Origin of the sequence: Vibrio lentus, from assembly GCF_002875945.1 — a bacterium.
Classification (GTDB): Bacteria; Pseudomonadota; Gammaproteobacteria; order Enterobacterales; family Vibrionaceae; genus Vibrio; species Vibrio apostichopi.
Genome location: NZ_MCZK01000167.1, coordinates 50,173 through 73,245, shown reverse-complemented (window position 1 = coordinate 73,245; position 23,073 = coordinate 50,173). Strand labels below are relative to the sequence as shown.

28 protein-coding genes are annotated in these 23,073 nt (G+C 44.5%); 17 read left to right on the top strand and 11 right to left on the bottom strand.

Translation table 11 applies throughout. The features are described from left to right. Positions 1–115 precede the first annotated feature (115 nt). The 4 genes from BCT49_RS21990 to BCT49_RS21975 all read left to right on the top strand — a co-directional run bounded on the left by BCT49_RS21990 (position 116) and on the right by BCT49_RS21975 (position 3,336). Positions 116–1,120 (top strand): ornithine carbamoyltransferase, encoded by a 1,005-nt coding sequence (locus BCT49_RS21990; protein WP_102438172.1) that lies wholly within the window; start codon positions 116–118, stop codon positions 1,118–1,120. Positions 1,121–1,407: 287 nt separating this feature from the next. Further along, positions 1,408–2,337 (top strand): aspartate carbamoyltransferase, encoded by a 930-nt coding sequence (gene pyrB / locus BCT49_RS21985; RefSeq protein WP_102438170.1) that lies wholly within the window; start codon positions 1,408–1,410, stop codon positions 2,335–2,337. Between the two features lie 12 nt (positions 2,338–2,349). After that, positions 2,350–2,811, top strand: coding sequence for an aspartate carbamoyltransferase regulatory subunit (pyrI, locus tag BCT49_RS21980; protein ID WP_102438168.1), 462 nt, complete (start codon positions 2,350–2,352; stop codon positions 2,809–2,811). A gap of 135 nt (positions 2,812–2,946) precedes the next feature. After that, entirely contained in the window at positions 2,947–3,336 is a 390-nt protein-coding gene (locus BCT49_RS21975; RefSeq protein WP_102438166.1) for a RidA family protein, read from the top strand. A gap of 124 nt (positions 3,337–3,460) precedes the next feature. Here the strand turns inward: BCT49_RS21975 and BCT49_RS21970 are convergent, their stop codons facing one another. From BCT49_RS21970 to mlaF, 8 genes are all read right to left on the bottom strand, one after another. Then, the gene (locus tag BCT49_RS21970) at positions 3,461–4,186 is read right to left on the bottom strand and encodes a 1-acylglycerol-3-phosphate O-acyltransferase (RefSeq protein WP_102438164.1); all 726 of its coding nucleotides are present in this window, start codon (positions 4,184–4,186) and stop codon (positions 3,461–3,463) included. A gap of 152 nt (positions 4,187–4,338) precedes the next feature. Beyond that, complete coding sequence (gene murA / locus BCT49_RS21965) at positions 4,339–5,604, bottom strand: UDP-N-acetylglucosamine 1-carboxyvinyltransferase (protein WP_102438162.1); 1,266 nt, start codon at positions 5,602–5,604, stop codon at positions 4,339–4,341. Positions 5,605–5,612: 8 nt separating this feature from the next. After that, on the bottom strand, positions 5,613–5,867 hold the full coding sequence (ibaG, locus tag BCT49_RS21960; RefSeq protein WP_010435028.1) for a BolA family iron metabolism protein IbaG: 255 nt from the start codon (positions 5,865–5,867) through the stop codon (positions 5,613–5,615). A gap of 13 nt (positions 5,868–5,880) precedes the next feature. Then, positions 5,881–6,189: an STAS domain-containing protein gene (locus tag BCT49_RS21955; RefSeq protein WP_102438160.1), complete on the bottom strand. Its 309-nt coding sequence runs from the start codon at positions 6,187–6,189 to the stop codon at positions 5,881–5,883. Next, positions 6,189–6,791 carry an ABC transporter substrate-binding protein gene (locus BCT49_RS21950; protein ID WP_372165985.1) on the bottom strand — a complete coding sequence of 201 codons (603 nt, stop codon included), beginning with the start codon at positions 6,789–6,791 and terminating at the stop codon, positions 6,189–6,191. Before BCT49_RS21950 ends, BCT49_RS21955 begins: the two co-directional genes overlap by 1 nt. Positions 6,792–6,852: 61 nt before the next feature. Then, positions 6,853–7,344 carry an outer membrane lipid asymmetry maintenance protein MlaD gene (gene mlaD, locus BCT49_RS21945; protein WP_102438158.1) on the bottom strand — a complete coding sequence of 164 codons (492 nt, stop codon included), beginning with the start codon at positions 7,342–7,344 and terminating at the stop codon, positions 6,853–6,855. Positions 7,345–7,346: 2 nt separating this feature from the next. Next, positions 7,347–8,126, bottom strand: a complete 780-nt coding sequence (gene mlaE / locus BCT49_RS21940) for a lipid asymmetry maintenance ABC transporter permease subunit MlaE (protein ID WP_102438156.1) — start codon at positions 8,124–8,126, stop codon at positions 7,347–7,349. 1 nt (position 8,127) lies between these two features. After that, entirely contained in the window at positions 8,128–8,922 is a 795-nt protein-coding gene (mlaF, locus tag BCT49_RS21935) for a phospholipid ABC transporter ATP-binding protein MlaF (protein ID WP_102438154.1), read from the bottom strand. 262 nt (positions 8,923–9,184) lie between these two features. Here mlaF and BCT49_RS21930 point away from each other — a divergent pair, with 262 nt between their 5' ends. The 12 genes from BCT49_RS21930 to mgtE all read left to right on the top strand — a co-directional run bounded on the left by BCT49_RS21930 (position 9,185) and on the right by mgtE (position 18,457). Beyond that, a complete protein-coding gene (locus BCT49_RS21930) occupies positions 9,185–10,150 on the top strand; it encodes a calcium/sodium antiporter (RefSeq protein ID WP_102438152.1) in 966 nt (321 codons plus the stop codon). A gap of 34 nt (positions 10,151–10,184) precedes the next feature. Further along, entirely contained in the window at positions 10,185–11,156 is a 972-nt protein-coding gene (locus BCT49_RS21925) for a KpsF/GutQ family sugar-phosphate isomerase (protein WP_102438150.1), read from the top strand. Then, on the top strand, positions 11,156–11,713 hold the full coding sequence (gene kdsC, locus BCT49_RS21920; protein WP_017107771.1) for a 3-deoxy-manno-octulosonate-8-phosphatase KdsC: 558 nt from the start codon (positions 11,156–11,158) through the stop codon (positions 11,711–11,713). The genes BCT49_RS21925 and kdsC overlap by 1 nt, the downstream gene beginning before the upstream one ends. Next, complete coding sequence (lptC, locus tag BCT49_RS21915; RefSeq protein WP_017107770.1) at positions 11,710–12,273, top strand: LPS export ABC transporter periplasmic protein LptC; 564 nt, start codon at positions 11,710–11,712, stop codon at positions 12,271–12,273. Before kdsC ends, lptC begins: the two co-directional genes overlap by 4 nt. After that, the gene (gene lptA / locus BCT49_RS21910; protein WP_017107769.1) at positions 12,254–12,748 is read left to right on the top strand and encodes a lipopolysaccharide transport periplasmic protein LptA; all 495 of its coding nucleotides are present in this window, start codon (positions 12,254–12,256) and stop codon (positions 12,746–12,748) included. Before lptC ends, lptA begins: the two co-directional genes overlap by 20 nt. Before the next feature lie 2 nt (positions 12,749–12,750). Beyond that, complete coding sequence (gene lptB, locus BCT49_RS21905; protein WP_017107768.1) at positions 12,751–13,476, top strand: LPS export ABC transporter ATP-binding protein; 726 nt, start codon at positions 12,751–12,753, stop codon at positions 13,474–13,476. A 54-nt stretch (positions 13,477–13,530) separates the two neighbouring features. Then, positions 13,531–14,991 carry an RNA polymerase factor sigma-54 gene (locus BCT49_RS21900; protein ID WP_102438148.1) on the top strand — a complete coding sequence of 487 codons (1,461 nt, stop codon included), beginning with the start codon at positions 13,531–13,533 and terminating at the stop codon, positions 14,989–14,991. Positions 14,992–15,052: 61 nt separating this feature from the next. Further along, complete coding sequence (gene hpf / locus BCT49_RS21895) at positions 15,053–15,340, top strand: ribosome hibernation promoting factor (RefSeq protein ID WP_017107766.1); 288 nt, start codon at positions 15,053–15,055, stop codon at positions 15,338–15,340. A gap of 1 nt (position 15,341) precedes the next feature. After that, entirely contained in the window at positions 15,342–15,803 is a 462-nt protein-coding gene (ptsN, locus tag BCT49_RS21890; protein ID WP_017107765.1) for a PTS IIA-like nitrogen regulatory protein PtsN, read from the top strand. A gap of 1 nt (position 15,804) precedes the next feature. Further along, positions 15,805–16,674, top strand: coding sequence for an RNase adapter RapZ (rapZ, locus tag BCT49_RS21885; RefSeq protein WP_017110570.1), 870 nt, complete (start codon positions 15,805–15,807; stop codon positions 16,672–16,674). A gap of 2 nt (positions 16,675–16,676) precedes the next feature. Beyond that, the gene (locus tag BCT49_RS21880) at positions 16,677–16,952 is read left to right on the top strand and encodes an HPr family phosphocarrier protein (protein ID WP_017110571.1); all 276 of its coding nucleotides are present in this window, start codon (positions 16,677–16,679) and stop codon (positions 16,950–16,952) included. A 149-nt stretch (positions 16,953–17,101) separates the two neighbouring features. Then, positions 17,102–18,457 carry a magnesium transporter gene (gene mgtE / locus BCT49_RS21875; protein WP_102438145.1) on the top strand — a complete coding sequence of 452 codons (1,356 nt, stop codon included), beginning with the start codon at positions 17,102–17,104 and terminating at the stop codon, positions 18,455–18,457. Between the two features lie 149 nt (positions 18,458–18,606). Here the strand turns inward: mgtE and pmbA are convergent, their stop codons facing one another. Then, entirely contained in the window at positions 18,607–19,950 is a 1,344-nt protein-coding gene (gene pmbA, locus BCT49_RS21870; protein ID WP_102438143.1) for a metalloprotease PmbA, read from the bottom strand. Positions 19,951–20,068: 118 nt separating this feature from the next. Between pmbA and yjgA the strand changes: the two genes are divergently transcribed. Then, positions 20,069–20,593, top strand: a complete 525-nt coding sequence (yjgA, locus tag BCT49_RS21865; RefSeq protein ID WP_017107760.1) for a ribosome biogenesis factor YjgA — start codon at positions 20,069–20,071, stop codon at positions 20,591–20,593. Positions 20,594–20,702: 109 nt separating this feature from the next. Here yjgA and thiQ read toward each other — a convergent pair whose 3' ends face one another. Both thiQ and thiP read right to left on the bottom strand, forming a co-directional pair. Continuing rightward, entirely contained in the window at positions 20,703–21,407 is a 705-nt protein-coding gene (gene thiQ, locus BCT49_RS21860) for a thiamine ABC transporter ATP-binding protein (RefSeq protein WP_102438141.1), read from the bottom strand. Next, a complete protein-coding gene (thiP, locus tag BCT49_RS21855) occupies positions 21,407–23,020 on the bottom strand; it encodes a thiamine/thiamine pyrophosphate ABC transporter permease ThiP (protein ID WP_198595891.1) in 1,614 nt (537 codons plus the stop codon). The genes thiQ and thiP overlap by 1 nt, the downstream gene beginning before the upstream one ends. Positions 23,021–23,073 lie beyond the last annotated feature (53 nt).

Genomic DNA, 23,073 nt, shown 5'->3' with positions numbered 1-23,073 from the left:
CCAGTACCATTGTACTGGCCTTTTTTATTAAATTAATAAAATAAATATTCACAAATATAGCATTTTTATGTTTAACTAAGTTCTTCATTGATTCTATATACCCAAGGAGCGAGAGATGGCCTTTAATCTTCGCAATCGTAACTTTCTAAAACTTCTCGACTTTACTCCTAAAGAGATTCAGTTTTTACTCGACCTGTCTGCCGATCTAAAAAAAGCAAAGTATGCAGGTACAGAGCAGAAGAAGCTCAATGGCAAAAACATCGCTTTGATCTTTGAAAAAGCATCAACTCGAACACGTTGTGCTTTTGAGGTAGCCGCCTTTGATCAAGGTGCTCAAGTCTCTTACCTCGGTCCTTCTGGCTCTCAGATTGGTCAGAAAGAATCAATGAAAGATACAGCGCGTGTATTAGGTCGTATGTACGATGGTATTGAATATCGTGGTTTTGGCCAGAGTATTGTCGAAGATCTTGGCGCTTATGCGGGTGTACCGGTTTGGAATGGTCTAACCGATGAGTTCCACCCTACTCAGATCTTGGCTGATTTCCTTACTATGATCGAACATGGTCGCGGTAAACATCTGCATCAAATCAGTTTTGCTTACCTAGGCGATGCACGTAACAACATGGGTAACTCTCTGTTAGTGGGTGCAGCTAAAATGGGCATGGATATTCGTCTTGTCGCGCCTAAAGCGTTCTGGCCAGAAGAACAACTTGTGGAAGAGTGCCAAGCTATTGCACAAACTACAGGTGCAAAAATCACGCTGACAGAAGACGTTGCCGAAGGCGTGAAAAGCTGTGATTTCCTTTACACCGATGTTTGGGTTTCTATGGGTGAAGCGCCAGAAGCTTGGGACGAACGTGTGACTGTAATGACACCTTACCAAGTGAATATGGATGTCATAAAGCTTACAGGTAACCCTCAAGTGAAGTTCATGCATTGCCTGCCGGCTTTCCACAACAATGAAACCGTAATCGGCCAGCAAGTCGCAGACAAATATGGAATGAACGGCTTAGAAGTAACAGACGAAGTGTTTGAGTCTGACTACTCGATTGTGTTTGATGAAGCAGAGAATCGCATGCACACCATCAAAGCGGTAATGGTCGCGACACTTGGCCAATAGAGAATAATGAAAGTAAACAAAAGCTTGATGTAATCGCTTGCGCTCACAAATTGAAAGCGTATAATTCTCGACAATTTGTCTGAGAGTAGTGAAAATGACGCCAAGCAATGTTGTGATAAAACATAATGATATTGTGAAAACACATAATAAAATTGTGAAAACACCAAATATTGCTCGCAAGCTAGCATGCTTGCCAGGCCGTCTATTCTGCTTTTCAGCACTTTTTTAAAGCCTCCCATTATGGGGGGCTTTTTTATGGCCAATACATTATTGTGGGGAAGAAGATCATGGCGAATTCGCTCTATCAAAAGCACATCATCTCAATTCCAGAGCTTTCTCGTGAAGAGCTAGAATTAATTGTTCAAACGGCAGGTCAACTCAAAGCTGAACCAAACCCAGAACTCATCAAGAACAAAGTTGTTGCAAGCTGCTTCTTCGAACCTTCAACACGAACTCGTCTCTCTTTTGAAACGGCTATTCAACGCATCGGTGGTGATGTGATTGGTTTCGACAGCGGTGGTAACACGTCACTGGCGAAGAAAGGCGAAACGCTAGCGGATTCAGTACAGGTTATCTCTTCATACGTTGATGCTTACGTAATGCGCCACCCTCAAGAAGGCGCAGCGCGTCTGGCTTCTGAGTTCTCTAACGGTGTACCCGTGATTAACGCGGGCGACGGTGCAAACCAACACCCAACACAAACACTATTAGACCTATTCTCTATTGCCGAAACTCAAGGCCGTTTAGATAACCTAAACGTTGCATTCGTTGGTGACCTTAAGTACGGCCGTACGGTTCACTCGTTGACTCAAGCACTAGCGAAGTTCGACAATATCTGTTTCTACTTCGTTGCTCCAGAAGCACTGGCGATGCCTGACTACATTTGTGAAGAGCTGGATGAAGCGGGTATCAAGTACCAACTACTGACAGACATGGAAGATGTGATTCCTGAGCTGGATATTCTGTACATGACTCGAGTTCAGAAAGAACGTTTTGATGAATCGGAATACGCGCACATTAAATCAGCGTACATCCTGACTGCTCCTATGCTGGAAAATGCACGTGATAACCTAAAGGTTCTACATCCTCTGCCTCGCGTTGACGAAATTACAATTGATGTCGATAAAACGCCTTACGCTTACTACTTCCAGCAAGCAGAGAACGGTGTTTACGCGCGTGAAGCACTGCTAGCCCTTGTTCTTAACGAAACGCTGTAGAGGAGAGATATCATGTCTAAAGAGACTCAATTAAAAGTTGAAGCAATCAAAAACGGAACGGTTATCGACCACATCCCAGCCAACATCGGGATCAAAGTACTCAAACTGTTCGACATGCATAACTCGAATCAACGAGTGACAATTGGCCTAAACCTACCGTCTTCTGCACTAGGTGGAAAAGACCTACTCAAGATTGAGAATGTGTTCGTCACCGAAGAACAAGCGAGCAAGCTAGCGCTTTACGCTCCTCACGCAACGGTAAACCAAATCGAAGATTACGAAGTGGTTAAGAAGCTAGCATTGGAACTTCCTGAGCAAATCAACGATGTGTTTGAGTGTCCAAATACCAACTGCATTACTCACAACGAGCCAGTTGAAAGCAGCTTTAAGATCTTTGAAAAGAAAGAAGATATTCGATTGAAGTGTAAGTACTGCGAAAAAGTCTTCTCTCGTGAGATCGTGACAGAAAGATAACGTCATACGGCAACGCCGATCGAACGCAAAAACTATTCAATACCTCGCCTGTGCGGGGTATTTTGCTCTTTACCTATCCTAAGTTTGAAGGCACACTGAAAATCGCTTTTTATCTAATAACTGACGGAATAACCAATGACTAAAGTACTTCACACAGAATCTGCTCCAGCTGCAATCGGCCCATATGTACAAGGTGTTGACCTTGGCAACATGGTTCTGACTTCTGGTCAAATCCCAGTAAACCCAGTAACTGGTGAAGTATCTGCTGATATCGCAGAGCAAGCTCGCCAATCTCTAGACAACGTTCAAGCGGTTGTTGAAGCTTCTGGCCTGACTGTAAAAGACATCGTAAAACTAACGGTATTCGTTAAAGACCTAAACGACTTCGGCACAGTAAACGAAGTTTACGGTAAATTCTTTGATGAGCACGGCGTTGCAAACTACCCTGCACGTTCATGTGTTGAAGTAGCACGTCTGCCAAAAGATGTAGGTATCGAGATTGAAGCTATTGCGGTTCGCAAATAGGTTTTAATCTCTAGATTAAACACCTTCTAATAAACGACTTAGCGTAATGCTGAGTGTTTATCAGAAACAAAAAAGGTTGCCCAATTGGCAACCTTTTTTATTGTCTGTCGTTTAGCTTAAATGATTACTTCTTATTAAGCTCAACCACTTCTTTATCTAACTCTTCAAGTTTAGCGGCCATTTGCTCACGGGCTAGGTTAGCGAGTTGGCGAACATTAGACTTATCGTAGTCTTCAGTGCTGATTGGTGGCAGCATTTCAACAATCACATGACCATTGTTCCAACGGTTCAGCTTCACGCCACCAGTTGAGCTACACACGATAGGAATAATAGGTAAACCAGCACCAATAGCAGCATGGAAAGCACCCGTCTTAAATGGCAACAAGCCACGGCCACGAGAACGAGTGCCTTCAGGGAACATCCATACTGAAACATCACTCTCTTTAAGGCTAGTAACCACTTGATCGATCGTACCTACCGCTTTGCTGCGGTTAGCTCGGTCGATTAGGATATTACCCGTCAGCCAGTACAACTGACCAAAAAGAGGCATCCACGCTAGGCTCTTCTTACCAACAGTAACAACCTTAGGTGTTACCGCTGATGAAATCGTGAATAGATCCCAGCTATTTTGGTGGTTCGCAACATAAACGTGTTGGCCACGAGAGTAAGCATCTTCCGGGATACGAAGTTCTAGTTTCATGCCGAAGATCTTCGACATACGACCGAAATAGCGGCCAAAGGTAAATACGTGCTTCGGATTACGCGGACTAAGTAGACAGTAACCACACCCAAATACAAACATAAGAATCGCAAATATCGCCAATGCGAAAATACGTAATATTGCTATCATTTTGTTCCTCACCAACCGCAAAGCTCATTTATCGACTCACACTAAGGTGTACAACAGAGTCACTAGCGGTAAATACAACTATAAAAAAGCCGAAACCAAGGTTCCGACTTTTGTGTTTTTATCTTACTGATTCATGAACTCACTAACCTAAGTTAGCTCGATTCACGAAATCGCGTAATGTTTGCGCCTAAGGCTGAAAGCTTATCTTCAATCTTATCGTAGCCACGATCGATGTGATAAATACGGTCAACGATGGTTTCACCTTGAGCAATACAACCAGCAATAACAAGGCTCGCAGATGCACGAAGATCCGTTGCCATTACTTGAGCGCCGCTCAATTTTTCGGTTTCACCACAGATAGCGGTATTACCTTCGATCTCAGCTTTTGCACCCATTCGCTGTAATTCAGGAATGTGCATAAAGCGGTTTTCAAAGATAGTCTCAGTGATAACACCACTGCCCTTCGCCATCATGTTAAGCAGAGTAAACTGAGCTTGCATGTCTGTTGGGAAGCCAGGATGAGGTGCTGTTACGATTTTCACCGCTTTTAGCTCACGCTCTGTCATATCAAGACTGATCCAGTCGTCGCCCGTTTCAATCTTCGCACCCGCTTCTTCAAGCTTAGCTAAAGCTGCTTCAAGAAGATGAGCGTTGGTATTACGACAAACAACTTTACCGCCAGAAACCGCAGCCGCTACAAGGAACGTACCTGTTTCAATGCGATCGGCAACCACAGAGTGATGACCACCACCAAGACGCTCAACGCCTTCGATAGTAATCGTGTCTGTACCTGCACCAGAGATCTTAGCACCTAGCTTGTTTAGGAAATCAGCCGTATCAACAATCTCAGGCTCGCGCGCTGAGTTATCTAATACTGTTGTACCTTCAGCTAATGTTGCTGCACACATGATAGTAATCGTAGCGCCAACGCTTACTTTATCCATCACGATATGCGCGCCTTTCAGACGGCCATCAACACTTGCTTTTACATAACCATCTTCCAATTTAATGGTCGCACCTAGTTGCTCTAGGCCATGGATATGCAAATCAACAGGTCGAGCACCAATAGCACAACCACCAGGAAGTGACACTTGGCCTTCACCAAAACGAGCAACTAGAGGACCTAAAGCCCAGATAGAAGCACGCATTGTTTTCACTAAATCGTAAGGCGCACAAAATTCATTAATTTCGCTGCCATCAACATGAACACTACCGTTGCGTGATACTTTTGCGCCTAAACGCTTAAGCAATTCCATCGTAGTATCGATGTCACGTAGGTGAGGAACATTACTCACTTCAACCGGCTCTTCAGCAAGGATTGATGCGAATAAAATAGGTAGCGCTGCATTTTTTGCGCCTGAGATCGTCACTTCACCGCTTAACGGCTTATCCGATCCAATAACTCGAAACTTTTCCATCATAAACCTTAAAGTGACATCAGTTTCTTATCACGTTCCCACTCTTCTGGCGTGAAAGCCTTAATAGAAAGAGCATGGATGTCATTGCGTTGAATGTATTCCATTAGTGGGCCGTAGATTAGCTGCTGCTTCTTAACTCGATTCATGCCATCAAAACATGCATCAACCGCAACAACTTCGTAATGACTGCCTTCACCCTTCACGAAAATCTCCTGAAGGTTCAGTGCTTCTGCTAATAATTCTTGTACTTTTGTGCTGTCCACAAATAGCTCCTGCCTAATTTTTTATGTGTTCTGCCATCATTGGCTGGATATTGCTCAATTGGAACAACGTTCGTAATTGTTCTGGCACGAAACTGAGCATTATATGACAGTTTTGATTTTTTGCATGCTCTAATAAGTGAATTAGCATCACCATTCCTGCTGAATCGACTCGATTTATATGGCTAAGGTCAATTTCAACGTCTGATTCCGTCGTTTGCCACTTTTCCAATATACGCCAGATTGCAGGGACACTGTCTCGGTCGATATCACCGAGCAGTTGATACTCTTTAGAGCTTAGTGCTTGCCATTGAGAATGGCTCATTATTTGTTACTCTCGAAACGAATCGGTTGTGCAGCTAGTTTTTCTAGTTCGTCGGCAACTTGTAAGATGCCTTCTTGACGAATCTTAGTATTCCATTCTGACTGCTTACTTGAAAGCAAGCTAATGCCTTCAGCAACCATATCAAATGCTTTCCACTCGCCCGACTTCTTGTCTTTGCGCAGCTTAAATTCAAGCTTGATGTTAGGTCGCGGCGAATCAATGATATCGACCTTGATACTGGTAATACGGCTATCCGCTTTGATTTTTGGTTCAGGTCCAAATTGAATTGTCTGATCCGAGTACTGAGTAAGTACTTGAGCATAAGAAGAAACGAGGTACTTGCGGAATGCATCGATAAATACGCGTACGTCTTTTCTGTCCGCGCCTTTCAGGTTAGGCCCTAACAACTTAAGTGCCGCATATTGAGCGTTCACATAAGGCATCAATTCTTCTTCTACAATAACCTTCAATAATTCAGGATCATTGTGGATGTTCTCTTGCTCGTTCTTCAGGCGTTCAAAAGACACTTCTGCAACTTGAGTCATCATCTGATAAGGCTGAGTGCGATCAATCGATTCTTCAGCAAGAACTTGAGCCGACATCAGCAAAGCAACCGCTGTTATAAACCATTTTTTCAATAGGCTATTCGTCTTTAACATGAGACTACTCCTTAGCTTCATTATCATCAGAACCGCCAACGCTATACAGCACTTGGCCAATCAAATCTTCGAGCACTAATGCTGATTTGGTGTCTTCAATCGAGTCACCATCAACCAACATCTCTTCATCTTCAAAAATGAAGCCCGGAACAAGGCTGATGTATTGCTCACCAATTAAACCAGACGTTAAGATTTGAGCACTAGAGGTATCAGGAAATTGTGAGTACTTCGCATCAATAGCCAGTTCAACCACAGGGAGATAACTTTCGGTATCAAGCTGAATACTCTGAACTCGGCCAACAACCACGCCACCCACCTTTACCGGAGAGCGAACTTTCAGGCTACCAATGTTGTCAAAGGTCGCTTTTAAGTTGTAAGTATGGTTTGAACCTAGACCTTTTACGTCAGCGACTTGAAAGATCATGATTAAGATTGCGCAAATTCCGGCAATAACAAAGGTGCCGACCCATAATTCTAATTTTCGAGTTTGTTGCATGATTAATTCCCAAACATCAATGCGGTAAGAACAAAATCTAGCCCTAATACCGCTAGAGAAGAGTGCACTACTGTGCGTGTGGTTGCCTGACTAATACCTTCAGAGGTCGGTACCGCATCATAACCATTGAAAAGCGCGATCCACGTTACGGTGATAGCGAAGACCATACATTTGATCATGCTGTTGCCAATATCTCGACCCAGCTCAACAGAAGACTGCATCGCAGACCAGAAACTACCGTGGTCAATACCTTTCCAATCAACACCCACTAGTTGGCCGCCCCAGATACCTACCGCCATAAAGATCATAGCAAGTAAAGGCATTGAGATAAGCCCAGCCCAAAGTCGTGGTGCAATAATGCGTTTAAGAGGATCGACCGCCATCATTTCAAGGCTAGAGATCTGTTCCGTCGCCTTCATTAAGCCAATTTCCGCAGTCAATGCTGAACCAGCACGTCCGGCAAATAAAAGTGCCGTGACCACTGGACCGAGTTCACGAAGCAACGACAACGCGACCATTTGACCAAGATTACCCTCAGCGCCGTAATCAATTAATACGACATAACCTTGTAGGCTGAGTACCATGCCGATGAATAGACCCGAAACTAAAATAATAGCCAATGACTGAACGCCAACGCTATAAAGTTGTTTAACTAATAAAGGGAAGTTTTTTAGTTTCGGGATGCCAAACAAAGCGCCAAATAACATCAGGCTTGCTCGACCAAATGACTCACAGATCGCAAGTGTTCGTTTACCGACACCCGCAATAGTTTTCGCAATCATATTAAAACAAATCCTTTTCTAGACTCTTTGCCGGGAACCTAAACGGCACTGGGCCATCCGCATCACCCTGCAAGAATTGCTGCACTCTCGGGTCGTCATTGTTGTACAACTCTTCAGGAGTTCCCGCAGCAATGATTTTGCTATCAGCCATGAGGTAAACCCAATCCGCAATACTCATCACTTCTGGAACATCGTGAGAAACAACAATCGAGGTCAAACCCAAGGCTTGATTGAGGTTACGGATAAGCTCAACCAAAACACCCATAGTGATTGGGTCTTGGCCAACAAACGGTTCATCGTACATGATGAGCTCTGGATCCAAAGCAATCGCACGAGCCAAAGCCGCTCGCCTTGCCATCCCGCCGGATAACTCACTCGGCATCAATTGAGCCGCACCACGCAACCCTACCGCTTCAAGTTTAAGCAAAACAACGGTGCGAATGAATTTCTCGTTAAGCTCAGTATGCTCACGAAGGGGAAATGCCACGTTATCAAAGACATTGAGATCCGTAAAAAGTGCACCCGATTGGAAAAGCATGCTCATTTTTTTACGGGCTTGGTATAACTTACGACGCGACAACGCTGGAATATTATCGCCATCAAACCACACTTCCCCAGCATCTGGAGGCAGTTGACCACCAATCAAACGAAGTAAGGTGGTTTTACCAATCCCAGACGGCCCCATGATCGCAGTAATTTTGCCTTGAGGTACCTCTAAGCTAATGTCATCAAAGATAACTCGCTCGCCTCGAGAGAAGCTGAGGTTTTTAACCTTCACAAGCTCAGTATTCAACATGACCTGTTGTTTCCTTGCTCTAAAAAACATCAATTATGGCTGTAATAATAATGAGTCTACTTTAGAATTAAAAGCACTGTTCGATTAATTACATAAAACAAAAAGACAGGCAGGGATTTGAAAGCATTGAAAAATTCACCTTTCGAGTGCATTTCTTTATCACTAACCCTGAATTAATTTGTAGAGTGACTTCCCTTTTATCTATCAACAAGTCAAAATTAGCGGTTAATTCTCCGTTTTTTATTAATTTTTAGGAATCATCATGCTTGAAGCGATTGCGTTTCTCATTATCGGTCTAGGTTTTTTGGTGTGGAGTGCAGATAAACTGGTTTATGGAGCCGCTGCTCTTGCACGCAACTTCGGTATTTCACCTTTAGTTATCGGTATGACGATTCTTGCAATGGGATCTTCTGCGCCAGAAATGATGGTTTCAGCAACAGCTGCTCTCGACGGAAAAACAGATACTGCAGTTGGTAACGTTTTAGGTTCTAACATCGCTAACATCGCTCTGATTCTAGGTATTACAGCGCTTATCAAGCCACTATCTATCAGCTCTGGTGTGATTCGCCGTGAACTACCATTGATGATTGGTGTCACTCTACTTGCAGGCGCTTTGCTGTGGGACAACCATTTAGGGTTCTACGAAGGCGTGTTGTTGTTTGTTCTTTTTGCCGCATTCTTATTCGCAATGCTACAAATCAGCCGCAGCGAGAAAAAGAATGGCGATGCCTTTCTTGAAGAGCAAGAATCTGAAGTTCCTGAAGGCGTAAGCAACCCTAAAGCCGCAATGTGGGTTGTAGTTGGTCTAATTATTCTGCCTCTAGCTGCCAATATGCTGGTTGATAACGCGGTTGTTATCGCGAAGTTCTTTGGCATGAGCGACCTTGTGATCGGTTTAACTATCATTGCCGTTGGCACCAGCCTACCTGAACTTGCAGCCTCTCTTGCAGGTGTAATGAAAGGTGAAGATGACATGGCCGTGGGTAATATCATCGGTTCAAACGTATTCAACATACTTGCGGTTATGGGTATTCCGGGCATCTTAAATCCATCAATATTGAGTGAATTTGCGATGGGTCGTGATTTCTGGGTAATGCTAGGCGTATCCCTACTGCTTGTTGTAATGGCACTCGGTAAATCTCGTAGTGTGAATCGTATTGAAGGTGGCGTATTGATTGTGACGTTTGTGGCGTATCAAAGTTACCTACTAATGAACATGTCAGCTTAATTATTGATTTAACTTCCCGTACTTGGAGTATTTGATGTCTCAGTCATTCGATTATCGCAGTGTTGCAAAGCAAGTTTTGGAAACCGAAGTTGCAGGTCTTACTCAATTGGACCAATATTTTAATGATGATTTTTGCAAAGCTTGTGACCTTATCCTAAACAACAAAGGAAAAGTAGTTGTGATGGGCATGGGGAAATCTGGCCACATCGGCAACAAAATAGCAGCAACGTTAGCAAGTACAGGTACATCGGCTTTCTTCGTACATCCAGGGGAAGCCGCGCACGGTGATTTAGGTATGATCGGGGCTGGCGATGTTGTAATAGCGATATCTAATTCGGGTGAATCAGGTGAAATCCTGAGCCTATTTCCGGTATTGAAGCGCTTGAACATCAAGATCATCAGCATGACCGGTAAGCCAGCTTCAAACATGGCGACGTTATCCAATATTCATTTACAAATATCAGTACCAGAAGAAGCGTGTCCACTTGGTCTTGCGCCAACAACCAGTACTACGGCTACCTTGGTGATGGGTGATGCATTAGCCGTCGCACTTTTACAAGCCAGAGGCTTTACTGCGCAAGATTTTGCTTTGTCTCACCCTGGCGGCGCTTTGGGTCGACAACTATTATTGAAGCTTGAAGACATCATGCACACTGGTGATGCACTTCCTGTCGTTGCACCTAACGCCCTAGTCAGAGATGCTCTACTAGAGATATCGCAGAAAGGTCTTGGTATGACCGCGGTTGTTGGTGATGACGGTCAAATGGCGGGTATTTTTACCGACGGTGATTTACGTCGTATTCTAGATAAGCGCGTGGATATTCATAGCACGCAGATCGGCGATGTAATGACACAAAACCCAACCGTTGCCGAACCAAACATGCTCGCGGTTGAAGGCTTAAATCTGATGCAAGCAAAAAGCATTAATGGTTTGATGTTATGCCATGAAGGTAAGCTAGTTGGCGCCCTAAATATGCATGACTTACTCAAAGCAGGAGTAATGTAATGACAAACACAGTAGAAACCTTATACGGCACAGCCGACGCAGCCGTATTTGAATTGGCAAAAGATATCAAGCTACTGATTTGCGATGTCGATGGTGTATTCTCAGATGGTCGCATCTACATGGGTAACAACGGCGAAGAGCTGAAAACCTTCCACACTCGTGATGGTTACGGCATTAAATCACTGATGAACGCAGGCATTGAAATCGCGATCATCACCGGCCGTAAATCTCAAATTGTTGAGAACCGTATGACGGCTCTTGGTATTAAACTTATCTACCAAGGTCAAGATGATAAAGTTAAAGCCTACCAAGATATTTGCGATAAGCTTTCTGTAGACCCAATCAATACGGGTTACATCGGTGACGATCTGATCGATTGGCCAGTGATGGAAAAAGTTGGCTTGAAGGTATGTGTGGCAGATGGTCACCCACTGCTTGCTAGACGAGCGAATTACGTGACAACCATTAAAGGTGGTCATGGTGCAGTGCGCGAAGTGTGCGACCTTATCCTACAAGCAAGAAATGAACTCGACATGCATAAAGGTTTAAGCATATGAGTTTTACTCGTATTATCTATTTAATACTCATATTTATTGCTTCTTGGTCGACCTATTACTTGTTCGACAAAGAGCAACAATCAACGATACAAGTAGCTCCAAATTTAGAGCTGCCGGCTTTTAGTGGCAAAAGTTTAGATAACATCAGTTATGACGAAAGCGGTATTCGTAGCTATCAGGTTGAATCAACCTACTTGGAGCACTACTCCGTTGTTGGCGATACACATTTTCAAAACCCCGTTCTCTCTGTTTTCCGCGAAGGACATACGATTGAATGGCAAGTGACCGCAGATCGCGCGATCATGGATGAAAATCAAGTCGTTACTTTTTATGATAACGTGGTAGCCAAGAACCTATTGCCAGAGGCGAGCTTCGATACCATGACAACCGATAAAATGGTTGTTGAGCTCACTAGCCGAGATTTTTATTCAGAGACTCCGGTCCATATGATCGGTACATTTTTTGAAACTGAGGGACAAGCAATGAAGGGTAACTTCGGTACCAACAATGCAACCCTCTTTAATTCTGTTCAAGGTAGATATGAAACTCTTACCCCTTAGTTTACTTGCTTTTGCCTTTGCTGCGCCAAGCGTATACGCCCTATCTTCGGATAGCGAGCAGCCTGTCTACATTGATTCCGACAGTCAGCAGCTGGATATGAAAAGCAACAAAGTCACATTCATCGGCGATGTTGTTCTTAAGCAGGGCAGCATCAATATCAATGCTGATAAAGTGATTGTTACTCGAAACGCGGTCAACGGTGAAATTGAAGAAATTCAAGGCTTCGGCAAACCTGCAACCTTCTCTCAGCTTACTGACGACGGGAAGACACTCTACGGCGAAGCTGACGACTTACATTACCAGCTTGTTGCTGACAGATTGATCATGACTAAGAATGCCATGCTATCTCAAGATGGCAGCATCATTCGTGGTTCTAAGATCACTTACCAGATCGGCTCTCAAAAATTAGTCGCTGACAGTGGTGAGAACAAACGTGTATCAACGGTTTTACAACCTACTGAAGTGAACAAGTAATCATGGCAGTCCTTACAGCAAAGAACCTAGCGAAAACATACAGCAAGCGTAAAGTCGTGACCGACGTAAGCTTACAGGTAGAGTCCGGCCAGATCGTAGGATTACTTGGGCCCAACGGCGCAGGTAAAACCACGTCTTTCTATATGATTGTTGGCTTAGTTGCGCGTGATGAAGGCACTATCAGCATTGATGATCTCGATATCAGTATCTTGCCAATGCACAGTCGTTCACGCCTTGGAATTGGTTACCTGCCTCAAGAAGCGTCGATTTTCCGTAAGTTGTCAGTTGAGAACAACATCATGGCCGTTTTACAAACCCGTGATGAGCTGACTCACGAACAGCGTCAGGATAAGCTAGAAGACCTGCTTGAAGAGTTCCATATCCAACATATCCGAACCAGTAATGGTATGGCTCTGTCGGGTGGTGAGCGCCGCCGTGTTGAGATTGCCCGCGCACTTGCAGCCAATCCTCAGTTTATTCTATTGGATGAACCGTTTGCTGGTGTTGACCCAATCTCGGTTATTGATATCAAAAAAATCATTGTTCACCTGCGCGATCGCGGCTTAGGCGTTTTGATTACCGACCACAACGTGCGCGAAACATTAGACGTGTGTGAAAAAGCTTACATTGTGAGCCAAGGACACCTGATTGCAGAGGGTACTCCTGAAGATGTTCTCAATAACGAACAAGTTAAACAAGTTTATCTAGGCGAACAATTCCGTCTATGATTATATAGAGAGTATCGAGAGTTCTTAGAATAATAACTAGGTAAGTACCACTGAATGAAACCCTCATTACAACTTAAGCTAGGCCAACAGTTAGCAATGACTCCTCAATTGCAGCAAGCGATCCGTTTGTTGCAATTGTCTACATTAGATTTGCAACAAGAGATTCAAGAAGCACTAGAATCCAACCCACTACTCGATGTCGAAGAAGGCAATGAAGAAACGCCTACATCAGAAGAGAAACCTAGCAGTGACGAGAAAGAAACAGTTGAAACCGCAGAGCCGGACTTACCTGATAGCTCCGAATTAATCGAAAAGTCAGAGATTGGCAACGAACTAGAAATCGATACCACTTGGGAAGACGTTTATAGCGCGAATACCGGAAATACTGGTATTGCCATTGACGACGATATGCCCGTCTACCAAGGTGAAACAACTCAAAGCCTGCACGACTACCTACTTTGGCAACTCGACCTCACACCGTTCTCTGAAACTGACAGAACCATAGCATTTGCACTGATTGATGCCATTGATGACTATGGTTACCTCACCGTAACGTGCGAAGACATCCTTGAAAACTTCGACAACGAAGAGATCGAGCTTGATGAAGTAGAAGCCGTACGTAAAAGAATCCAACAGTTTGATCCGCTTGGTGTGGGTTCTGTGAACCTTCAAGATTGCTTGTTACTACAACTGGCCACCTTCCCTCAAGACACACCTTGGCTCAACGAAGCTAAGTTAGTACTTACTAGCCATATCGATCAACTCGGTAATCGTGATTACAAACTGGTCATCAAAGAGACCAAGTTGAAAGAAGCAGAACTACGTGAAGTTTTGCAGCTCATTCAACAACTGGACCCTCGTCCTGGCAGTAAGATAACCCCAGACGAAACTGAGTATGTCGTTCCCGATGTATCGGTATTCAAAGACCTGGGCAAATGGTTAGTGACCATTAACCCCGACAGCGTACCTAAACTAAAAGTAAATCAGCAGTACGCTGACTTAGGTAGCAAAGGTAATAGTGCCGATAACCAATACATCCGCTCAAATTTGCAAGAAGCGAAATGGTTAATTAAGAGCCTAGAAAGCCGAAATGAGACGCTACTCAAAGTTGCACGATGTATTGTTGAACATCAACGCGGTTTCTTCGAACATGGCGCAGAAGCCATGAAACCGATGGTACTTAATGATGTGGCTTTAGCCGTCGACATGCACGAATCGACAATTTCTCGTGTAACGACTCAGAAATTCATGCACACCCCTCGTGGCATATTTGAACTCAAATACTTTTTCTCTAGCCATGTCAGTACTGACAATGGCGGTGAATGTTCATCGACAGCAATTCGCGCACTCATTAAGAAGCTTGTCGCGGCTGAAAATACCGCAAAACCTCTCAGTGATAGTAAGATTGCTGCTTTACTGGCTGACCAAGGAATTCAGGTAGCTAGACGTACGATAGCGAAATACCGTGAGTCTCTGGGCATTGCCCCATCGAGTCAGCGTAAACGTCTGCTATAGCTTATTTAGTTAACTATCTAATTAAGTTATATATCAGGCAACAAACTGAAAAGGAAAGTCTATGCAAATCAATATTCAAGGCCATCACGTTGATCTTACCGATTCAATGCAAGACTATGTTCACACCAAATTCGACAAACTTGAACGCTTTTTTGACCATATCAATAGTATTCAAGTTGTTTTAAAAGTTGAGAAAATCAATCAAATTGCAGAAGCGACCCTTCATATAAATCAAGGCGAAATTCATGCAGCAGCAACAGATGAAAGTATGTATGCTGCGATTGATTCATTGGTTGATAAACTCGTCCGCCAACTCAACAAACACAAAGAAAAGCTAAGTAGTCACTAACATGCAATTAAGCGAAGTACTTTCATTGGACTGCACCAAAAGTGCAGTCCAATGCACAAGCAAAAAAAGAGCCCTTGAGCTCATCAGTCAAATCGCCGCTGAAAGCTGCGGTCAAGATTCAACAGAACTGTTTGAGTGCATGTTGAGCCGTGAAAAGATGGGCAGTACTGGTATCGGTAATGGCATCGCTATTCCGCATGCTCGTATGAATGTCAGTGATAAAGCAATTGCTGTATTACTGCAATGCCAAGAACCCATCGAATTTGATGCGATTGATAACCGTCCTGTCGACCTATTATTTGCTCTGCTTGTTCCTAGTGAACAATGTAAAGAACATCTAAAAACCCTTTCTTGTATGGCAGAACGACTTAACGATAAGCAGACCCTTAAACAGTTGCGTAATGCTCAGAGTGATCAAGAGCTTTACGACATCATGATTCAAGTGCCAACTTGCGAGCAATAGCATGCGATTAATCGTTGTTAGTGGCCAATCTGGGGCCGGTAAAAGTGTTGCGCTACGAGTCCTTGAAGACTTGGGGTATTACTGTGTTGATAACCTACCAGTAAATCTACTCAGCGACTTTGTCGAATCAGTACGCGAAATCAATCAGAACGTTGCCGTCAGCATTGATATCCGTAACCTGCCGAAAGAACCGAAATTGGTAACAGATACGCTAGAACAGCTAGAATCTGCAACCGACATCGACGTCAATGTGTTGTTCCTAGATGCAAGCAAGCAGACGCTACTGAAACGCTACAGCGAAACGCGCCGAATACATCCTCTTTCGATTGGCCAAGACAAGCTATCACTTGAACAAGCTATCGACTTAGAGAAAACCCTTCTGACACCTCTCGCAGAGCAAGCTTGCATCGTCATTGATAGCAGTGACTGCAATCTTTACGAGTTAAGTGAAAAGGTTCGATTTAAAGTTGAAGGAAAAGAGAAGCAAGAGTTAATCATTGTCTTTCAATCTTTCGGTTTTAAATATGGTCTACCCAGTGACGCAGACTATGTGTTTGATGTTCGTTTCTTACCGAACCCTCACTGGGAACCAGCTCTTCGACCATTAACTGGGCTTGATGCGCCTATTCACTCTTTTCTGGAAAAACACTCTGAAGTGCTTGAACTCAAACAGCAGATCCAAGGCTTTGTTGAGCAATGGTTACCGATGTTAGAGAAGAACAATCGCAGTTACCTAACGGTCGCGATTGGTTGTACCGGTGGCAAACATCGCTCAGTGTATTTAACGCAGAAAATTGGTGAGTACTTCGACCAACTTGGACACCAAGTTCAAATTAGACACGCCTCCCTAGAGAAACAACAGCAGGTTTAACCATGGAATTAACTCGAACTGTACTGATCCAAAACCGTTTGGGTCTTCATGCTAGAGCGGCGGTAAAGTTAGTTGAACTCGCACAAAGCTTTGATGCCACGATCACTATCCATAGTGAAGAAGACAAAGTCGCGACAGCCGACAGTGTTATGGGGCTGCTCATGCTGGAATCAGCACAAGGGCAACATATCACCATTCAAGCCGCGGGGACTGATTCGCAACAAGCCTTGGATGCTGTCTGCCATTTAATTGAAGACAAGTTTGATGAGGGCGAGTAGCTCAAGATCACGACGCCAAATACCCAATGGTCCGGAGCAACTTCCGGACACGATTAAATCTTAGTTCTACCTAAGTTAATGATTTAAATAAGCCCCAGAATTAAGTTACTATTCCAAGCATTGTTAGAATAATGAGATAGGAGGAAAATATGGCAGAGCAATTAGAATTCGACCAAGCTCACCAAACCCTCCAAGAAGTCAGCGAAGCCCTAGAAAACGGCCGATTTGTTCACGTACGCCGACTACTTCAGGACATGGAACCTGAAGATATTGCACACCTTTTAGAAGCCTCCCCTCGCAAAAGTCGTGATGTACTCTGGCAACTCACCGATCCTGAAGACTACGGTGAAATTCTTGATGAGCTAAACGAAGACGTCAAAGATGCTCTTGTGTCAAAAATGGCACCAGAAACCTTGGCAGAAGCAACCGAAGGTATGGAAACCGATGACGTCGCGTACGTACTTCGAAGCCTACCCGACGATGTTTCCCGCGAAGTCCTTTCTCAAATGGACTCCGTTGATCGTGCGTTAGTTGAAACGGCACTATCGTACCCTGAAGATTCAGCGGGTGCGTTAATGAACACCGACGTAATCACGATCCGTGGTGATGTCGATGTTGAGGTTGTCCTGCGTTATTTGCGTATGCGTGGTGAATTACCTGACGCTACCGATGCATTGTATGTTATCGACGATGATGAACGCCTCATTGGTAACCTCTCGCTCAGCACGCTAATTACGACGCAACCCGATGTTGCGGTTTCCGAAGTGATGGAAGATGCCGACGAAGCTATCGCGGTTGAAACCAGTGCCTCTGATATCGCCAGCCTCTTCGAACGTCGTAACTGGGTTTCAGCTCCCGTTGTCGATAGTAACCAACACCTTGTCGGTCGTATCACGATCGATGACGTGGTTGATGTCATTCGTGAAGATGCCGAACACTCGATGATGAGTATGGCGGGTATGGACGATGACGAAGATACCTTCGCTCCAGTCGTCAAATCCGCTCGCCGCCGTAGTGTGTGGTTAGGCGCAAATGTTTTAGCAGCACTCGCCGCAGCGTCTGTGTCTAACATGTTTGAAGCGACACTGAATGAGATGGCAGCAATCGCTGTTTTGATGACCATCGTACCGTCCATGGGCGGTGTCGCTGGTAACCAAACCGTCGCTCTGGTCATTCGTGGTTTAGCACTTGGTCACATCGGTGACAGTAACAAACGCGAACTACTACTCAAAGAAGCCTCTATCGGCTTCCTTAACGGCATTTTATGGGCCGTTATCATTGGCGGTATAGTCGTAGCTTGGAAAGGCAATTGGATCTTGGGAGGCATTATCTCAGCAGCGATGATGACGAACTTGATTGTCGCAGGTATTGCAGGTGTAACCATTCCAGTGATGCTGAAGAAGATGAATATCGACCCAGCCCTTGCTGGCGGTATGGCTCTCACCACGGTGACCGATGTAATTGGCCTATCGGTGTTCTTAGGCTTAGCGACCATACTCATCTAAACCATGCTTATCTAGTGTGAATAAACAGATAGCCTATTTAAAGTTAAGACACTGAATACAAAAAGGGAGCTCAAGGCTCCCTTTTTTAATGCGTCAAATTTAAGCTTCAGGCTTGAGCTTCAGATTAAAACTAAAGCAAATTAAACAAATCACTCACCCGCGACTTTCATCGACTCAAGTAAGATAGAACCGGTTTGAATTTGCGAACGCGTTTCAACGTCGTTACCTACCGCTACAATCTGAGTGAACATGTCTTTTAGATTGCCCGCGATCGTCACTTCCGATACCGGGTATTGGATCTCTCCATTCTCAACCCAGAAACCTGCTGCGCCACGAGAGTAATCACCAGTTACGGTATTCACACCTTGACCCATCACTTCAGTCACAAGGAAACCTGTGCCTAATTCTTTTAGCATTTGCTCAAAGTTTTGACCGGTAGATTTAACGAACCAGTTATGGATACCACCAGCATGGCCTGTCGGTGTCATTTCCATCTTACGTGCTGCATAGCTAGTAAGAAGGTAAGTTGCTAACACACCATCCGTGATAATTTCACGATCTTGAGTGTAAACACCTTCGCTGTCGAACGGGCTTGAAGCCAAACCACGTAAGATATGTGGACGCTCAGAGATATTGAACCAATCTGGCAGGATTTCCTGACCTAGGTGATCCAGTAAGAACGAAGACTTACGGTAAAGGTTACCACCACTAATTGCCATCACAAGGTGGCCAATTAGACCTGTAGCGACGTCGTTAGCGAACATGATTGGGTATTGACCTGTTGGAAGCTTCTTCGCATCCAAACGGCTTACGGTCTTTTCTGCGGCTTCTTGACCAACACGCTCAGGCGTCCAAAGCTCATCACGGTGACGTGCAACGGTGTAGCTGTAGTCACGCTCCATTTCGCCATTGGCACCTTCACCGATCACACAGCAGCTTGTGCTATGACGGCTTGATGCGAAACTGGCTAGCAGACCATGGCTATTACCATAAACCTTAACGCCATAATGGCTGTCGTAGCTTGCACCATCACTTTGTTTGATCTTGTCGCTGTACGCGAGTGCTTGTCTTTCAGCAGCAATCGCAATCTCAGCGGCATAGTCTGGATTCGGCTCATCTGGGTGAAAAAGATCCAAATCAGGAATTTCTTTCACCATATATTCTTTAGGTGCTGGACCTGCAAACGAGTCTTCAGAAGTGTATTGAGCAATATCAAGCGCGGCTGCGACGGTTTGAGCAATCGCCTTCTCGCTCAGATCAGATGTAGATGCGCTGCCTTTCTTCTGGCCGCGATAAACAGTAATGCCTAGAGCACCATCACTATTAAATTCAACGTTTTCCACTTCACACATACGTGTTGAAACACTTAAACCCGTTGACTTAGTAATAGCGACCTCAGCTGCGTCTGCACTCACTGATGCCATATCCAACGCTTTAGCTACTGCGGCTTCTAGCTCAACTCTTTGCTGGGCGACTTGCTGTTTTACATCCATATCTATTCTAATTTTTTAGGTCAATATTACGTAGGATAACAAGAATTTCGCTTTCTCCCCAAGATTCTTGCTAAAATAGGCAATATATTCGTTTGAGATAGTGACATAGGCAGAAAAGATGGCTCGCAAAAACCAAAAAGCCCCATGGGAACCAGAAGAAGAAATCATCTGGGTAAGTAAGACTGAAATGAAAACGGACATGGACGCCCTGCAAAAGCTGGGAGAAGAGCTTGTTGAACTAAAGCCTTCTATTCTTGATAAGTTTCCTTTGTCTGAAGATCTGGCTTTAGCGATTAAAGATGCACAGCGCTTTAAAAATGAAGCAAAGCGCCGTCAGCTTCAATACATTGGTAAAGTAATGCGCAATGTAGATCCAGAGCCGATTCAAGCGGCTTTAGATAAGATTCGCAACAAACACTCTCAAGCAACAGTTGAACTGCACAAACTAGAGCAACTGCGTGACCGCGTTGTTGCTGAAGGCGATGCTGCCATTTCAGACGTGATGGATATGTACCCTGAAGCAGACCGTCAACGTCTTCGTCAGCTAGCTCGTCAAGCTAACAAAGAGAAAGCGGCAAATAAACCTGCTAAGTCTTCTCGTGAAATCTTTCAAATCTTAAAAGAACTAAAGCTAGGCGACTAATTTTTGCCTCCCTTTACTCAGAAAGATAATAAAAGACCTAGCACATGCTAGGTCTTTTTGTATTCGACGCTCTCAATATCAAGAAGTATTCAATATCAGGACTCAGTCGTTATTCTCCTGCTCGAACAAAGGAACTCAATTCGCCTTGTGGGTGATCGACAGTTAGCGCATCTATCGAGTCTTCGACTAAAACCTTACCCAGTGCCACAAATACAAACTTGTTCGCGATACTGCGCGCATCACCTAAGTGGTGTGTCACCATCAAAACAGTAATGTTTCGCTCTGCTGCTAATCGCTTCACTAAGCTCAGCATCTCTTCACGAAGCAAAGGATCAAGTGCTGAAAAGGGCTCATCAAGCAGCCAGATAGCATGTGGCTGTACAAAACATCGAGCTAGCGCAACACGCTGACGTTGCCCACCCGATAAATGCTCAGGCAACCTATCCAAATACTCCGCAACCCCAACTTGTGCGGCGGCTTGCTCAACTTCGAGCTTTTGGGTTGCGGTAAGCTTTAACCCTGGATGCAGCCCTAAACCAATATTTTCACGCACGGTAAGATGGGCAAACAGATTATGTTCTTGAAATAACATAGCCAATGGGCGTTGATGCGCCTCTTTACCGATAAGAGACAGCCCTGACACCGAGATCTCACCTGAGGTAGGCTCAATAAAACCAGCGACCAGTGCCAACAGTGTTGATTTACCCGCACCACTCGGCCCCATCAATGCAACAATGTCGCCCTGCGCTGCTTGAAAATCAAAACGAAACAACTCTTGGTGATAGTGGTAGTCCACATCTTTCATCACTAACATCATCGGTTCCTTAACTTTTTAGCATTGAGATTTGAGGTTCGAGTAAATAAAAATTCAATCAGACTAAAACTGCCCACACTCAACAGCAGCAGACTGACCGAAACAACAGCTGCGGCTTCCATTTGATAGCTGCCTAACAATTGGAATAGATACAAAGGCAGAGTTCTAAAGTCTTGGCTACCAAATAAGGCAATCGCACTTAAGTCGCCCATCGCTAGCATAAAACTGATTGAGAATGCGTGAGCCATAGGTTTACGTAATGCTCGCCATTCCACTAGTCTGAATCGGGTGAAGCCAGTCATCCCTAAACTCGCACACACATACTGATATTGCTGAGACAGATGCAGCATAGGTTGAGCCAAGGTTTTAATCACGTAAGGCAGCGCCATCAAGCTGTTCACGGCGATCACAATAAAGAAAGCCAAGCTGAACACATCGGTAAATGAACGCAACAATAAGAAAAGACCAGTACTGATCACTAGCCCCGGTGTCACTAAAATAATAGTGCCAATCAACTCGATTTTATCGGCTCGAAAATTCTTGTTCTGCAAGCGCCACGCTCGGCTGGTCAGCAGTATCGCAATACCAATAAAAACGGCGATAACGCTGGCCAAGGAAGCGACACGAACCGAAGTCATTAACGCCGCCCAAAACGGTTCACTGCTGAGTACTGTCAAAGCTTGAGAGTTAATGCCACTAAAGATAACCATGCCTAAAGGCGGCAATACCAGCATTGAGACTACGATGATCCAAAAGCTATCCCAAGCTTTTGACCACCAGCTGTCCTTAACCAAATATTTCTCTTCCGACAGCTGGCTGGCTGTCACGGAGATAGGCTTAGACAAGCGCTGAATACTCACCGCTAATACGCCACACAACAGCATTTGCCATATTGCGAGTAACGCACCCGCCTGTAGGTCAAAGTCGAATTTAATCGCTTGATAGATGGCTAGCTCGATAGTGGTCGATTTCGGGCCACCACCAAGAGCCATTACGGTTGCAAAGCTGGTGAAGCACAGCATGAAGACCAAACCACAAACATGTGGCAGTTGTTGTCTTAAACGCGGCCATTCGACCCATTTAAATTTATTCCAATGACTCATACCCAAATGGGCACACAACTTATGCTGCTCGGCTGGCACGGTATCCAAAGCTTGTAAAAGTAGACGGCTAGCATAAGGCAAGTTAAAGAAGACATGTGCGAGCAAAATGCCATTCAAACCATAAATCGAGAATGGCAATTCAATGTCGAAGTTAGCCAAAAATTTAGCTAACCAGCCACTGTTGCCATAAATCGCGAGCAAGCCAAACACACCGACCAACACGGGCAGAACCAAAGTCGACGCGAACAGTCTTAACAACAGAGCTCGCCCAAAAAATTGCCTGCGACACAGAGCGTGAGCAATGGGTATAGCAAAGCCAACACTCAGTAAAGTTGAGAGTGTCGCTTGATAAAAACTGAATTTCGTTACATGCCAATAGTAAGGATCGGACCATACTTGGCTGATATCAAGAGAAGGGGCATTGCTAAGCAATGCCCCAACTGCTGAAACCACGAAGGCGGTAATGAGTATCGCAACCCAGATCCCGACCTTAGGTGTTTTCTTTATCATAAATTGATTTTTTACCGTAAATGGTTCACTCCAAACATAATGAATGAACCTTT